Origin of the sequence: Geobacter sp. SVR (genome assembly GCF_016865365.1) — a bacterium.
Taxonomy (GTDB): domain Bacteria; phylum Desulfobacterota; class Desulfuromonadia; order Geobacterales; family Pseudopelobacteraceae; genus Pelotalea.
The window spans coordinates 575475-590632 of record NZ_AP024469.1; the positions used below are offsets into that span (position 1 = coordinate 575475).

At 62.9% G+C, this 15158-nt stretch carries 10 protein-coding genes; 4 read left to right on the forward strand and 6 right to left on the reverse strand.

What is annotated here, in order from left to right:
- Positions 1 to 47 precede the first annotated feature (47 nt).
- From GSVR_RS02765 to GSVR_RS02785, 5 genes are all read right to left on the reverse strand, one after another.
- Positions 48 to 509 carry a DUF2889 domain-containing protein gene (locus GSVR_RS02765; protein WP_173198381.1) on the reverse strand — a complete coding sequence of 154 codons (462 nt, stop codon included), beginning with the start codon at positions 507 to 509 and terminating at the stop codon, positions 48 to 50.
- Between the two features lie 11 nt (positions 510 to 520).
- Positions 521 to 958 carry a DMT family transporter gene (locus GSVR_RS02770; RefSeq protein WP_173198379.1) on the reverse strand — a complete coding sequence of 146 codons (438 nt, stop codon included), beginning with the start codon at positions 956 to 958 and terminating at the stop codon, positions 521 to 523.
- A gap of 224 nt (positions 959 to 1182) precedes the next feature.
- Entirely contained in the window at positions 1183 to 1803 is a 621-nt protein-coding gene (locus GSVR_RS02775; protein WP_173198377.1) for a DNA-3-methyladenine glycosylase I, read from the reverse strand.
- Positions 1800 to 5327, reverse strand: coding sequence for a transcription-repair coupling factor (mfd, locus tag GSVR_RS02780; protein ID WP_173198375.1), 3528 nt, complete (start codon positions 5325 to 5327; stop codon positions 1800 to 1802). Before mfd ends, GSVR_RS02775 begins: the two co-directional genes overlap by 4 nt.
- A 67-nt stretch (positions 5328 to 5394) precedes the next feature.
- Complete coding sequence (locus GSVR_RS02785; protein WP_173198373.1) at positions 5395 to 5952, reverse strand: MXAN_5187 C-terminal domain-containing protein; 558 nt, start codon at positions 5950 to 5952, stop codon at positions 5395 to 5397.
- A 163-nt stretch (positions 5953 to 6115) separates the two neighbouring features.
- Between GSVR_RS02785 and glmU the strand changes: the two genes are divergently transcribed.
- The 4 genes from glmU (at position 6116) to GSVR_RS02805 (ending at position 13677) form a co-directional block, all read left to right on the forward strand.
- A complete protein-coding gene (gene glmU / locus GSVR_RS02790) occupies positions 6116 to 7489 on the forward strand; it encodes a bifunctional UDP-N-acetylglucosamine diphosphorylase/glucosamine-1-phosphate N-acetyltransferase GlmU (protein ID WP_173198371.1) in 1374 nt (457 codons plus the stop codon).
- Positions 7490 to 7543: 54 nt separating this feature from the next.
- Complete coding sequence (locus GSVR_RS02795; protein WP_239077441.1) at positions 7544 to 9664, forward strand: EAL domain-containing protein; 2121 nt, start codon at positions 7544 to 7546, stop codon at positions 9662 to 9664.
- Positions 9665 to 9898: 234 nt separating this feature from the next.
- Positions 9899 to 12760, forward strand: a complete 2862-nt coding sequence (uvrA, locus tag GSVR_RS02800; protein ID WP_173198369.1) for an excinuclease ABC subunit UvrA — start codon at positions 9899 to 9901, stop codon at positions 12758 to 12760.
- 92 nt (positions 12761 to 12852) lie between these two features.
- Positions 12853 to 13677, forward strand: coding sequence for a formate/nitrite transporter family protein (locus GSVR_RS02805; RefSeq protein WP_173198367.1), 825 nt, complete (start codon positions 12853 to 12855; stop codon positions 13675 to 13677).
- Positions 13678 to 13817: 140 nt separating this feature from the next.
- Here the strand turns inward: GSVR_RS02805 and GSVR_RS02810 are convergent, their stop codons facing one another.
- Positions 13818 to 15056 (reverse strand): MFS transporter, encoded by a 1239-nt coding sequence (locus GSVR_RS02810; protein WP_173198365.1) that lies wholly within the window; start codon positions 15054 to 15056, stop codon positions 13818 to 13820.
- Between the last annotated feature and the right edge of the window lie 102 nt (positions 15057 to 15158).

Here is a 15158-nt window from a genome sequence, read left to right on the forward strand (position 1 = left end):
GCTGCCATCAGGTTCTGCAGATAGCTGTTTCAACGGGTCCGGCAGGTTCACGCCCGCTCCGCACCACCGTCACTTCGGCGCGGATAGCCGGCGCAGGTGCCGCGCAACTGCTCGCGGATGTTGTCCATCATGGCCTCTTCGTCTTCGAAGCCCTCGGCCGCCTTGAGATTCATGGCCAACGGCAGCAGGCCCAGCAGCAGGTTACGCAGATTGCCGCAGCCCGATTCCCCCCCCAGTGCCTCCATGATGCGCCGGTTGAGCCCTTTGCCGATGGTCGTGCCGGCCAGCTGCTGCAGCCGCAGGGTCGCGAACCGGCATTCTCCGGTCGGGCAGCGGCGGAACTCGGCCGTAATGCCGTCGATGACCAGCGTGTCTTCGAGCACCAGCACCTCCAGCACGATGTCGTGGTAACGGTCGCGCATGGTGGCCGAGAGCAGCAGGCGGCCATCTCCGTGCCGTCCGATGCGGTAGGAAATGTCGCGCTGAAAACCGTCCATGAGATTGGTCATGCCAGACCCTCCTAACGTTTGATGATCAGGGCGGCCCCGGCGGCCAGGAGCAGGATGCCCAGAGCCCGGGTCATCGTGAAGGGGATCTGCCGCAGGCCAAAGGCACCGAAATGGTCCATGACCGAGCCGCTCAGCAACTGGCCCGCGATGATTGCCGCCATCACGGCGGCCGTACCGAGCCGCGGCACGGTCATGATCGTCAGGGTGACGAAAAAGGCGCCGAACAGCCCGCCGGTCAGCTCCCACCAGGAGGCGGAGGCCACGCCGCGCAGGCTGCCCTTGCCCATCAGCAGCACGACCGCCAGCATGGCCAGGGTGCCCACGGCGAACGAGATCAGGGAACTCTCGTAGGCGCCGGTCTTCTGGGCCAGCCGGGCATTGATCGACGGTTGTATCGCCACCGCCATCCCGCCGCAGACCATCAGCATCATCATCACCAGGTTGCTCATCGCTCTCCCCCTAAAAGGTTGTTGAAAAACGGGCATCTCGCCGCCGTCCTCGTCAGCCGCCTTGTGCGGCGTAGCGCTGTAGCCCTCTCCCTATCCCTCCCCCAGAGGGGGAGGGCATTCTGTTCCCTCTCCCTTCGGGAGAGGGTGGCCAAAGGCCGGGTGAGGGCCTCCGCGGGGCTTCCTGCGGGTGCGACGATCTACCCATTTTTGAACAACCTGAGAATTTAACAACCTCCCAATTCTCTCCAGCGGAAACAGCCGGTGGTATGGTCGTTAACCATCCCCACGGCCTGCATCATGGCATAGCAGATGGTCGATCCCACAAAACCGAACCCGCGACGCTTCAGGTCGCGGCTCATGGCGTCCGAAACCGGGGTTGCGGCCGGTACCTGGCGCAGGTCGCTCCAGGCGTTCTGCAAGGTGCTGCCGTCCACGAAGCGCCACAGGTAGCTGTCAAAGCTGCCGAACTCCTCCTGGACCCGCAGAAAGGCGCGGGCATTGCCGATGGCGGCGGCAATCTTCAGGCGGTTGCGGATGATGCCGGCATCGGCCAGCAGTTCGGCCTGCTTGTGCTGGTCAAATCCGGCCACCGCGGTTGGGTCGAACCCGGCAAAGGCGCGGCGGTAACCCTCGCGTCGCCTCAGGATGGTGAGCCAGGACAGCCCGGCCTGGGCCCCTTCCAGGATCAGGAACTCGAACAGCAGGCGGTCGTCGTGTACCGGTACCCCCCATTCGTGGTCATGGTAGCGGACATAGTCGGGATCGCTGCCGGCCCAGCCGCAGCGGGCGGGTTCCTGCCCAGGATAGAGCGCGTTTTCCATGTCGTTGCCTCTCTCGATCGTCATGGTGCCGCCGCTGGCGGCATCAGCCGCTGCAGCACGTTTTTGGATGTGGCCAGGACATCCTCGAAGGCGGTGCCCGAGACCTGACAGGTCAGGCGATAGTCGGGGGTGAACTGGTACTTGCGCGGCTCGGTGCGCATCATGGTGATGATCGTGTCGGGCGGCGCCGGGGTGCGCGGGTGGAACGAGATGATCACCTGGCGGCCGTCGTAGTCGATCTGGCGCACCAGCAGGCGCTTGAGCATGATGCGCAGCCGCATGACCTCGAACAGGTAGGCCGTGGCCAGCGGATAGGCGCCGAAGCGGTCGCCGAGCTCGTTCTGCACGTCCAGGATATCCTCTTCGCTCTCGGCCTGGGTCAGTTTTTTGTAGATCACCAGCCGCTGGTTGGTATCGCGGATATAGGCCTCGGGGATGAAGGCCGGCACCTTCAGGTTGATCTCCGGTTCGACCCGCTCGGCCATCTCTTCGCCCCGCAGGCGGCAGATGGTCTCCTCCAGCATCTGGTTGTAGAGCTCGAAGCCGATTTCGGTCACGGTGCCGGACTGGCGGCTGCCGAGCATGTCGCCGGCCCCGCGGATCTCCATGTCGTGGGTGGCGATGCGGAAGCCGGCTCCCAGTTCGGAGATGTCCTGCAGGATCTTCAAGCGCTCGCGCGCATCGGAGGTGATGGTGCTTTCGCCCGGAATCAACAGGTAGGCGTAGCCGCGCTGGCTGGAGCGCCCCACCCGGCCGCGCAGCTGGTAGAGCTGGGACAGGCCGAAGGTGTCGGCCCGATCAATGATCAGGGTGTTGGCGTTGGGGATGTCCAGCCCGGATTCGATGATGGTGGTGCAGATCAGCAGGTTGGTCTCGCCGTGCATGAAGCCGAGCATGACCTTCTCCAGTTCGTGCTCCCCCATCTGGCCATGCCCCACCGCGATCCTGGCCTCGGGCACGATGGCGGCGATCTGCTCGGCCCGTTTGGCGATGGAGGTGACCCGGTTGTGCACGAAAAAGACCTGGCCGCCGCGGCGCAGCTCGCGCATGATGGCCTCCCGGATCAGCTCTTCGGAGAAACGGGCCACAAAGGTCTTGATCGCCAGGCGGTCCACCGGCGGGGTGTCGATGATCGACAGGTCGCGGATGCCCATCATGGACATGTACAGGGTGCGGGGGATGGGGGTGGCGGTCAGGGTCATCACGTCCACCACGGCCCGGAAGGCTTTCAGGCGCTCCTTGTCCTTGACCCCGAAGCGCTGCTCTTCGTCGACGATCAAAAGTCCCAGGTCCTTGAAGGCCACATCCTTCTGCAGCAGGCGGTGGGTGCCGATGATGATGTCGATGTCCCCTTTTTTCAGACGCTCCAGGATCGCCTTCTGCTCCTTGGGGGTACGGAAGCGCGAGATCACCTCCACCGTGACCGGGTAGTCCTTCAGGCGTTCGTGAAAGGTCTCGTAGTGCTGCTGGGCCAGGATGGTGGTCGGCACCAGCACGCCGACCTGCTTGCCGTCCAGGGCCGATTTGAAGGCTCCCCGCAGGGCCACCTCGGTCTTGCCGTAACCTACGTCGCCGCACACCAGCCGGTCCATGGGGCGGGTGTGCTGCATGTCGGCCAGCACGTCCTGGATGGCTGCCAACTGGTCCGGGGTCTCCTCCCAGGCAAAGGAAGCCTCGAACTCGCGGTACAGCTCGTCCGGCGGCGAAAAGGCAAAACCTTCGCAGATCTGGCGCTGGGCATAGATCTCCAGCAGCTCGCCCGCCAGTTCCTCGATCGCCTTTCTGGCCTTGCCCTTGGACTTCTCCCAGCCGCTGCCCCCCAGCTTGTCCAGGCTCGGGGAGCCCCCCTCGGGCCCCACATAGCGCTGCACCAGCCCGAGCCGGTCCACCGGCAGGTAGAGCTTGTCGCTGCCGGCGTATTCCAGGAGCAGGAAATCGCCGCCAACGCCGGCCACGCTGATGTGCTGCAGGCCGCGGTACAGACCGATGCCGTGGTCCACATGCACCATGTGGTCACCCGGCTTCAGTTCGGCCAGGGAGGAAAGGATCTGCTTCTTGCGCACCTCGGAAATGCCGCGCCGGCGCACGCGCTTGCCGAACAGCTCCTCCTCGGCGATCAGCGCCAGCCGCGAGGCCGGCAGGCGGAACCCGCGCGAGATGTCACCCAGAATGATGGCGACGTTCCTCTCCTGATGGGGGAGGGGCTGGCCGGAAGGGGCTCCGACCGTCTCGGGAAAGCCGGCCTCGCTGACTATGCAGCGGATGCCGTAGGGGGCGAGCAGATCGCGCAGGCGTTCGGCCTGGGCGCGTTGATGGCAGGTCACGATTACCCGGTAGCCGGTGTCGAGCCATTCCTTGAACGTGTGCGACAGGGGGGCCAGGGCATGGCTGGTCTCCTTGGAGACCGTGACCTTCAGTGCGCCGTTGTCTTCGCAGGGAATGGCGATCGAGGCGGTCTGACCGGCGTCCGAAAGGCTCAGGCCGGAGAGCTCCAGGCAGGCACGGCCGGCCAGGATGGTCTCCAGCGCTGCCGGACTCAGGTACAGCTCCTGCGGTGGCGCATGGGGCAGGCGGGCGGCACGCGCCTTTACAAGGCCATTTTCGATGTCGGTGCCGAAGCGCTCGGCAGCCTCGCGGATCGCCTCGGGATCGAGCAGTACCAACGGACGGCCGGGGGCATAGTCGAAGATGGTTTCCAGGCCGGGATGCAGCAGGGGCTGGAGGAATTCGACCCCCTGGAAGTAGACCGCCTGCTTCAGGTCTTCCTGAATGGCCCTGCGCCGGTCGGCCGGGATCTCCAGTTCGTCGCAGCAGGCCTTCAGGCGCGGGGCGATGCCCTCCAGTACCTCGTCGGTCAGCAGAACCTCGCGCGAGGGGAGCAGTACCAACTCCTCCAGCGGCTGGAGCGAGCGTTGGGTGAGCGGATCAAAGGAGCGGATGGTTTCGACCGTGTCGCCGAAGAACTCGATCCGCACCGGTGCTGTCAGGTTGGGGGGAAAGATGTCCAGGATGCCGCCGCGCACGGCAAAGGTGCCGCGGTCCTCCACCAGGGGGGCATTGGCGTAGCCCATCCGGACCAGCCGGGCCAACAGTTCCTCGCGCTCGAACTCTTCGCCGGCCACCAGATAGCAGGAGGCCTCGCCCAGGGTCCTGAGCGGCAGCACCCGCTGCAGCGCCGCCGCCACCGGCAGGACCACGACCCGCGCCAGCCGGTTCTGGAGGCGGAAGAGGGTATCGAGCCTGGTTCCGGAGATGTCGGGGTGGGGGGATGATGCTGTCAGGGGGGGCATATCCCAGGCCGGAAAGGAGAGCGGGGTGGCATCGCTGCCACCGAAGAAGCCGAGCTCGCGGCTGAACTCGTCGGCAGCCTCCTGATCGGCGGTCAGCACCAGCAGGCCGGCCGTGTCCGAGCGCAGCAGCTCCGCCACAATGCAGGCGGCTGCCGAGCCTTTCAGTCCCGGCAGCACGATGCGGTTCCTGCCGCGTCGCAGCTCGGCCAGAATCTCGATGGTCTGGGGGATCAGGTTGTCTGTGGAAGCAGGTATCATACGATGGATCCGTGACGCCGGAACGCCGTGGCGTGCGGAATCGGGAGTTGTTGAAGCAGCTTTGTACTCATGTGCGGCGGCGGGCCTTGATCCTCGGTTTTCCGTCCTCCACCACCACCCGGAAGGTCAGGTCCTCGGTGCCCAGGCGGGCGGCCAGGGCGGGCCTGCTCTTCTCGATGGCGGCCGCCACCTTTTCGCGCGTCAGCTTTTCCACCGGCAGGTTGCAGGCCCTGCGTGCCTCGCCGAACTCCCTGAACAGCCGGTCCAGTTCCGGTTCGTCGCTGCTGCCGGAACGGGCGCCTCTGGTGGCCGGGCCGTCGCTGCGCCGGCGTTCGTGCAGATCGCAGATGAAGCGGTCGCGCGAGTATCGGCCCTCCTCGATCTGCCGCACGGTCCGGTTCCAATGCTCCCGGTAGGTGTTGAAGCGGGCCACCAGCGTGGTATATTTGTGCTTGTACATGGTGTTGTTGATCGGCACGTTGAGGTACCGCCGCACCGTTTTTTCGATCTCGCTCAAGAGCTGGAGTGGTTCCCGTTTTTCGAGACCGATGAAAAAGCGCTCGTATCTTCTGATCAGTTCGTCCAGCTGAAGCTCAAGCTGGGTCAGATCCTGTACGATCCCCATTGGAAATCCTTGCAGGCAAAAATAGCACCGGACTTGAAGGATATATCCAAAGCCCCGCGCAAGTAAAGACCAATCCGGTTCATATTGACTTGACGGAGCCAGCGGCTTCGCATACAATTTCGCTTAAAAAATGAGCAGATATGAATATAAACAGGTGAAAATCATGGAAAAGGTTGCTGCTGTCATTCTTGCCGCCGGCAAGGGAACCCGCATGAAGTCGGGGGTGGTCAAGGTGCTGCATCCGGCTGCCGGGCGCCCGATGATCGCTTGGCCGGTGGATGCCGCCCGCGCGGCTGGTGCGGATCCGATCGTGCTGGTAGTGGGACATCAGGCAAATGCCGTGATGAACACCTTCCGCGGCGCCGGCGACATACGCTGCGCCATGCAGGAGGAACAGCTCGGCACCGGCCATGCCGTGGCCTGCGCCCGCGATGCGCTGGCCGGTTTCCGGGGCACGGTGCTGATCCTGTGCGGCGACACGCCGCTCTTGCGGGGGGAGACGCTGCAGGAACTGATCGCGTTCCACCGTGGGCAGGGGGCCGACCTGACCGTGCTGACCGCACTGATGGACAATCCCCACGGCTACGGCCGCGTGGTGCGGGACGAATCCGGACGGGTGCTGCGCATCGTGGAGCAGAAGGACGCCTCCCCCGAGGAGCAGGCCGTCCGCGAAGTCAACAGCGGCATCTACTGCATGGAGTCCGACTTTCTCTTTGCCAACATCGATTCCATCGGCAGCGACAATGCCCAGCAGGAGTTCTACCTGACGGATCTGCTCGCGATCGCCGTTGCCCAGGGACGGGTCTGTCTGGCACGCGCTACGAACGACACCGACGAGATCATGGGGGTCAATGACCGCGCCCAGCTGGCGGCGGCCTCCCGCATCCTGCGGCAGCGCATCAACCAGGGCCTGATGGCGGACGGAGTGACCCTGGTGGACCCCGATCACACCTACATCGATTACGGCGCCTCCATCGGCCCGGACACGGTGATCCAGCCCAACTGCTCCATCGACGGCGCCACGGTCATCGGCGCCAACTGCGAGATCGATGCGGGCAGCTCCATCACGGGGTGCAGCATCGGCAACGATTGTCACATCAAGGCCGGTTCGGTACTGGAAGACTCGCAGCTGCACAACGGGGTCAGCATCGGCCCCATGGCGCATCTACGCCCCGGCACGGTGCTGCACGACCATGTCAAGATCGGCAATTTCGTCGAAACCAAGAAAGTAGTCATGGGCACCGGCTCCAAGGCTTCCCACCTGACCTATCTCGGTGATGCGGAAATAGGCAGTGAGGTGAACATCGGTTGCGGTACCATCACCTGCAACTATGACGGGGTCAGGAAGCATCGCACGGTTATCGGCGACGGCGTTTTCGTCGGCAGCGACGTACAACTGGTGGCACCGGTAACCGTGGGCAGCAATGCCCTGATAGCGGCCGGCACCACCGTTACCAGCGATGTCCCCTCCGATGCCCTGGCCATAGCCCGTGTGCCCCAGGTCAACAAGGAAGGGTGGCGTTTGCGGAAAAAGTAGAGCAGCAGGACTTGGTGCTTGATCCCCTTTGTACTCCACGATGAAAGAGTGTATGTGAACGATCCTCGGCAGGAAAAAACGGCAGCGCACGATCCCAAGATCCTGATCATCGAGGATGACAACGGATTTGCGGAGTTGATGGCGACCGCCCTGGATGATGAAGGCTTTGCCAACTGCTGCACCGGCAACGGCAGAGACGGGCTGGAGCTGCTGGCCTGCAACAGTCCTGCGTTGGTCATCCTGGACTACACCCTGCCGGATATGAACGGCGATGCCTTTATCGAGCAGATGCGCGACCAGGGCTGTGCGACACCCTTCATCATGGTGACCGGAAGGGATGATTCCAGCCTGGCCGTGAGGATGATGAAAACCGGCGCCTATGACTACATGCTCAAGGACGCCTCGTTTCTGGACCGCCTGCCGTCGGTCGTGGGCCGCGCACTGCACGAGGCTGAAACCCGCAAGCGTCTGTACCAGGCCGAAATTTCCCTGCGGCAGAGCGAGACGCGCCTGGCCCGTGCCCAGAAGATCGCCCGCATGGGGAGTTGGGAGTGGACGGTCGACACCAACGAGATCTACTGGTCGGATGAGTTGTACCGCATCTTCGGTCTCACCCCCGGAGACCCCCGCAAAATAGAGTCCGACTGGATCTTCAGCCTGGTTCATCCCCTTGACGTGGCGTCAGTGAAACGGGCGCTGACCACCGCTCTCAAGAGTTTCCAGCCTTTCAGCATCATCTACCGCATCATCTCCGGCAATGGTGCCGAGGTGGTGGTCAACAGCCAGGGGGAAGTCGAACTGGGAGAGGACGGCAGGGCCAAGTTCCTTTCCGGCACGACCCTGGACATTACCGCCCGCATCCGCGCCGAGAGCGAAATCCAGCAGCTGATCAACTACGACACGCTGACAGGGTTGCCCAACCGCAGTCTGCTGCACGACCGGCTCAGGCTGGCCATCGCCCAGGCCGCCCGGGAGCGCCAGTTGATCGGGGTGCTGTTCCTGGACCTGGACCGTTTCAAGGGAATCAACGATACGCTCGGCCACCGTGCCGGCGATAAGCTGCTCCTGTGCGTTGCCCAGCGCCTGGCGGCCTGCGTCCGTGAGAGCGATACGCTGGCCAGACTGGGTGGCGACGAGTTCGTGATCATCCTGGACGGGATTCACAGTGAAGACGGCATCACCACCGTGGCCAACAAGATCCTGACCCTGATCGCCGAGCCGATCTACATCGACGGGCACGAGCTGTACACCACCGCCAGTATCGGCATCGCCGTCTATCCCATGGACGGCGAGGACAGCCACACCCTGCTGAAGCATGCCGATGTGGCCATGTACCAGGCCAAGGATCTGGACCGCAACAACTTCCAGTTCTTTTCCCGCGAGATGAACACCAAAATGCTGGAAAGGATGATGCTCGAAAATTCCCTGCGCCGGGCGCTGGAGCGCGAGGAATTCTTCCTGCTGTATCAGCCCCAGGTTGACGCGCGTTCGGGCCGGATCGTGGGCATGGAGGCGCTCCTGCGCTGGCAGCATCCCGACCTGGGGCTGCTCGGGCCGGACAAGTTCATCTACCTGGCCGAGGAAACCGGTCTGATCATTCCGCTGGGCGAGTGGGTGCTGCGGACCGCCTGCCGGCAGAACAAGCTGTGGCAGGAAGCGGGGCTTTTTCCGGTGAGGGTGGCGGTCAACCTTTCGGGCAAGCAGTTCAGCCAGCGGCTGGACGACATGATCGCCTCGGTGTTGCTGGATACCGGGCTCGGGGCGGAGTGGCTGGAGCTTGAGATCACCGAGAGCGCCATCATGAAAAACGCCGAGAATAACGTCACCATGCTGCGCAAGTTGATGGACATGGGCATAGCCCTGGCCATCGACGATTTCGGCACCGGCTACTCATCCCTGGCCTACCTCAAGCACTTCCCCATTTCCCGGCTCAAGATCGACCGCTCTTTCGTGCGCGACATCACCACCAATCCGGATGATGCGGCCATTGCGGAGATCATCATCGCCATGGCCCATACCCTCAAGCTGAGTGTCATTGCCGAGGGGGTCGAAACCCGGGCCCAGATGGAATTCCTCTCCTTTCACAACTGCGTCGAGATGCAGGGCTACCTGTTCAGCCGTCCGGTGCGCGCCGAACAGTTCGAAGAACTTCTTCGCAACGGCCTGAAGTACTGACCCGGAGCCATCCGGAACCCGCTCTCCCACTCGTTTCATTTCTCTCCTCCCGGCATTTCCCTTCGGATAATCGGCAGTTTCCACGATCATAATCGCGAGTAAGGCCGAGATTGCAATCAGTGTGCTGTCATGGCATTATGAAAAATTATCCTGGCAAATTTTCAGGGCGTTACGGGCGCAGATGTTTCTGATGGTGGCCGGCGCCCCTTCAGCTTCACCGAAAGAAGGAAAACCATGGCCCACGACAAGATCGTCATCAAAGGTGCCTGCGAGCACAACCTCAAGTGTATCGACGTCGAGATTCCCCGTGACCAGCTGGTGGTGATCACCGGCATTTCCGGCTCAGGCAAGTCCACCCTGGCCTTCGACACAATCTACGCCGAGGGGCAGCGCCGCTACGTGGAATCGCTCTCGGCCTATGCCCGCCAGTTCCTGGAGCAGATGGAAAAGCCGGACGTGGAGTCCATCGAGGGACTCTCCCCCGCCATTTCCATCGAACAGAAGACCACCAGCAAAAACCCGCGCTCCACCGTCGGCACCGTGACGGAGATCTACGACTACCTGCGCCTGCTGTTCGCCCGCATCGGCCATCCCCATTGCACCTCCTGCGGCCGGGAGATCACCTCCCAGACCGTGTCTCAGATGGTGGACCAGTTGATGGTCCAGCCGGCCGGTACCAAGCTGACTCTGCTGTCCCCCATGATCCGCGGCCGCAAGGGGGAGTACAAAAAGGAGCTCAACCAGCTGCGCAAGGAGGGCTTCACCCGGGTGATCGTCGACGGCCAGCCGCGCGACCTGGCCGATGAGATCGAGCTGGACAAGAAGAAAAAGCACGACATCGACATCGTGGTGGACCGGATCGTTGTCAAGGAGGGGGTTCAGCGGCGGATGGCCGATTCGCTGGAAACCGCCTTACACCATGCCGAAGGGGTGGTGAAGGTCGAAGCGGTTCTGCCTGCCACGGACGAACCGGCAGAGGGGGGAGGAAAGAAGACTCCCAAGCCGGAAACCCTGATCTTTTCGGAAAAACTGGCCTGCGTGGAATGCGGCATTTCTTACCAGGAGATCACCCCGCGGCTGTTTTCCTTCAACAATCCCCACGGAGCCTGCCCGGAATGCACCGGTCTGGGCACCCGCATGTACTTCGATGCCGAACTGGTGATTCCCAACCAGGAGCTGTCGCTCAGGGAAGGTGCCATCGCCCCCTGGGAAAAGCGCCTGTCGGGCTGGTTTCACCTGGTCCTGGACGCCCTGGCCAAGGCGTACAAGTTCGATATCCGCAAGCCCTTCAAGGAACTGCCCGAACATGTGCGCGACGTGATCCTGAACGGCTCCAAGGGTGAAAAAATCGAATTCTGGTGGGAGGAGGAGGGGGACCGCCGCCATACCTACTACAAGGAGTTCGAAGGGGTACTGAACAACCTGCAGCGGCGCTGGCGCGAGACCGAATCGGAGGCGGCCCGCGAGGAGCTGGAAAAGTACATGAACGTGATGCCCTGCCCCACCTGCCAGGGAGCCCGTCTCAAGCCGGAGGCGCTGCACGTACTGGTGGGCAACCGCACCATCCGCGACGTGACCTCCCTGGCCATCCGCGATTGCCTGAGCTTTTTCGAGGAACTGAAGCTGACTGAGAAGGAGGGAGAGATCGCCCGCCGGATCCTCAAGGAGGTGCGCGAGCGGCTGACCTTCCTGGTGAATGTCGGGCTGGACTATCTCTCCCTGGACCGCACCTCCGGCACGCTCTCCGGCGGGGAAGGGCAGCGCATCCGCCTGGCCACCCAGATCGGTTCCAGCCTGGTGGGGGTGCTCTACATTCTGGACGAGCCCTCCATCGGCCTGCACCAGCGCGACAACTCCCGCCTGCTGACCACCCTCAAACGGCTGCGGGATCTGGGCAATACCGTGCTGGTGGTCGAACACGACGAAGAGACCATTCTGGAGGCCGATTACCTGCTGGATATGGGCCCCGGGGCCGGCGTGCACGGCGGCGAGGTGGTGTCCCAAGGTACGCCGGCCGAGGTGATGAAGGATCCGGCCTCCCTGACCGGCCGCTACCTGTCGGGGGAGCTGACCATCCCGGTGCCGCGCAAGCGGCGCAAGCCCGGCAAGCACCTGAAGATCGTGGGGGCCAGCGAGAACAACCTGAAGAACGTGGATGTGGAGATACCGCTGGGGGTGATGACCTGCGTGACCGGCGTTTCCGGCTCGGGCAAATCGACCCTGATCATCGACACGCTGCACAAGGTGCTCAGCCAGCGGCTCTACCGCAGCCGCGAGAAGTCCGGCGCGGTCCGGGATGTGAAGGGGCTGGAGCACCTGGACAAGGTCATCAATATCGATCAGTCCCCCATCGGCCGCACGCCGCGTTCCAACCCGGCCACCTATACCGGGGTCTTCGGCGATATCCGCGATCTGTTCGCCAACCTGCCGGAATCCAAATTGCGCGGTTACAAACCGGGACGCTACTCCTTCAACGTCAAGGGGGGGCGCTGCGAGGCCTGCTCTGGCGACGGTATCATCAAGATCGAGATGCACTTTCTGCCGGACGTCTACGTGGAGTGCGAGGTCTGCAAGGGGCGCCGCTACAACCGCGAAACGCTGGAAGTGCTTTACAAGGGCAAGTCGATCGCCGACGTGCTGGGCATGACGGTCACCCAGGCCCTGGAGTTTCTGGGAGCGATCCCGCGCATCAAGAACAAGCTGCAGACCCTGGAGGAGGTCGGCCTGGGCTACATCACCCTGGGACAGTCTGCCACAACCCTGTCCGGGGGCGAAGCCCAGCGGGTCAAGCTGGCCAAGGAGCTTTCCAAACGCGCCACCGGCCGCACGATCTACATCCTGGACGAACCGACCACCGGCCTGCATTTCGCGGACATCCACAAGCTGCTGGAGGTGATCCACCGCCTGGTGGAGAGCGGCAACACCATCGTGATCATCGAGCACAACCTGGACGTGATCAAGACCGCCGACTGGATCATCGACCTGGGACCGGAAGGGGGCGACCGGGGGGGCGAGATCGTTGCGGCCGGCACGCCGGAGCAGGTGGCCAAGGTCACCCGCTCACATACCGGACAATTCCTGCGGAAGATGCTGTAACGTAGCATCCGCCTCCAGGTTTACTAAGGTCCCTTGCGTCCTGTACGTCCTTTTTGTCTCTTTGTTCCGTCTGATTCTCCAAGAGGGATTGCATGGAAAAACACGCTTTGACGCCGGCCGAGGCCATCCAGGCGGTGATCGCCAACGGTCGCCGGATTCTGACCCAGCCGCTGGGGCGCACCTTTGTGCTGGCGCTTTTGGCTGGATTCTACATCGCTTTTGGCGCACAGCTGACCACCGTGGTCACCCAGGACGCGGCCCAATGGACAGGGCAGGGGCTGGCCCGCCTGCTGGGAGGGGGCGTGTTTTCGGTCGGTCTGATGCTGGTGGTGGTGTGCGGGGCCGAGCTGTTCACCGGTAACAGCCTGCTGGCTGCCGCGGCGCTGCATGGCGCCATCAGCTGGAACAAGCTGCTGGAAAACTGGGCCGTGGTGCTGTTGGGCAATTTCGTCGGTGCCCTGCTGATGGCTTGGCTGCTGTACGAATCGAACCTGTGGGAAATGGGGGCCGTGGCCGAGCAGGCGGTACGGATAGCTGCGTCGAAATGCAAGCTCTCTTTCGAGGTGGCCTTCGTGCGGGGGCTGTTGTGCAACTGGCTGGTCTGTCTGGCGGTCGTGATGGCCACTGCCGCGCGGGACATCACCGGAAAGTTCCTGGCCTGCTTCTTTCCGATCATGGCCTTTGTCACCAGCGGGTTCGAGCACTCGATCGCCAACATCTACTTCATCCCCGAGGGGATCCTGGTGGCCCGGGCGCGCGGGCTGGTGGAACCGGCCCTGAACTGGGACACGTTTCTGTGGGGCAACCTGCTGCCGGTCACGCTCGGCAACATCGTGGGAGGAGTGGTGTTCGTGGCGACCGCTTACTGGTATGTGCATGCCATGGGGAACAACGCCGACGGCAACAAAAGGGCCTGACGAGAAGTTTTGTTTCTCCGCCTGTCCCGCGCGGCTGATAGCCGTTCAAAAACAGGGGCTGCCATTATTCGGCAGCCCCTGTTTTGTTATCTCAGGTACCTCGTGTGAGGCCCCCCGTCGTAGGATGATTGGCGGCCTGCCTACCGTTTGCACTCTCGCGTGTCAGGCAGGAACGCCGTCACGATCCCGAGCAGCGGCAGGTACGCGCACAGCTTGTAGACCCACACGATGCCGTTCGTATCGGCCAGGTGGCCGAGGCCTGCCGCTCCGATGCCGCCGATTCCGAACATGAGGCCGAACATGAGGCCTGCGACCATGCCAACACGACCGGGAACGGCTTCCTGGGCGTAGACCACCAGCGCTGCGAAGGCCGACGCCATGACCAGCCCCACCACGATCGCCAGCACAGCCGTCCAGAAGATATTCGCGTGCGGCAGCAGCAAAGCGAATGGTGCAACCCCCAGGAATGAAATCCAGATCACTGCCTTGCGCCCGATTCGATCGCCCACCGGGCCGCCTGCAAAGGTCCCCGCAGCCACGGCAGCCAGGAAGGCGAACAGATAAAGCTGTGAGGTCTGAACGGGAAGCTTGAAACGTTCGATCAGATAGAAGGTGAAGTAGTTGGTGAAGGCCGCGATGTAAACGAACTTGGCGAACAGCAGAATTGCAATCACCACCACCGCGCGAACGATCTGGTTGTGGCTGAGGTTGGAAACTGCCTGCTTGCCAGCCGTCGCCACATGTACGTGGGCGTGCTTCAATCTCCAGCCGGTCACGCGGAGTAACACCCAGATTGCCAGCACTGCGACAGGCATGAACCAGCCAATGGCCCGCTGCCCATTGGGGATGACAATCGCGGCAGCCATCAAAGGCCCGATCGCAGAGCCGGTATTGCCCCCCACCTGGAAGGTTGACTGCGCCGTGCCGAATCGTCCGCCAGAGGCCATCCGCGCAACGCGCGAAGCTTCCGGGTGGAACGTGGATGAGCCTACACCGATGAGCGACGACGCTACAAGCAGCATCGGATAGCTGTCGGCGACAGCAAGCAGTCCGATCCCAACCAGGGTGACCACCATACCCATCGGCAACAGGTAGGGTTTCGGGTGCTTGTCGGTATACAGGCCGATCCACGGTTGCAGCAGTGAGGCCGTGATTTGATAGACCAGGGCAATCCGGCCGATTTCCGCAAAACTGAGCGAAAATTGGGTCTTCAACATTGGATAGACCGCAGGCAGTACCGCCTGGATCAAGTCGTTGAGCAGGTGGGCGAAGGCTACCGCGCCCACGGTACGGAGCACAAAATCCTGGGCCTGACTGGCCGATGAAGATTCCCTTGGTGGGGCAGCGGTGCTGCCAAGGGTAGCAGTGTTGTCTGACATAGAAATCTCGTTTCGCATTGCTTGGCGCTGTAAGCGACAATCAAACCAGTTCTGGAAGGCGCACAACGCGGGCGGCTACTGAACGAATCTGTGAACAGCCCG

Coding starts and splice junctions, on each gene's coding strand:
- GSVR_RS02785 (WP_173198373.1), bottom strand. CDS start 5,952: ATGGGGATCGTACAGGATCTGACCCAGCTTGAGCTTCAGCTGGACGAA.
- GSVR_RS02770 (WP_173198379.1), bottom strand. CDS start 958: ATGAGCAACCTGGTGATGATGATGCTGATGGTCTGCGGCGGGATGGCG.
- glmU (WP_173198371.1), top strand. CDS start 6,116: ATGGAAAAGGTTGCTGCTGTCATTCTTGCCGCCGGCAAGGGAACCCGC.
- uvrA (WP_173198369.1), top strand. CDS start 9,899: ATGGCCCACGACAAGATCGTCATCAAAGGTGCCTGCGAGCACAACCTC.
- GSVR_RS02810 (WP_173198365.1), bottom strand. CDS start 15,056: ATGTCAGACAACACTGCTACCCTTGGCAGCACCGCTGCCCCACCAAGG.
- mfd (WP_173198375.1), bottom strand. CDS start 5,327: ATGATACCTGCTTCCACAGACAACCTGATCCCCCAGACCATCGAGATT.
- GSVR_RS02805 (WP_173198367.1), top strand. CDS start 12,853: ATGGAAAAACACGCTTTGACGCCGGCCGAGGCCATCCAGGCGGTGATC.
- GSVR_RS02765 (WP_173198381.1), bottom strand. CDS start 509: ATGACCAATCTCATGGACGGTTTTCAGCGCGACATTTCCTACCGCATC.
- GSVR_RS02775 (WP_173198377.1), bottom strand. CDS start 1,803: ATGACGATCGAGAGAGGCAACGACATGGAAAACGCGCTCTATCCTGGG.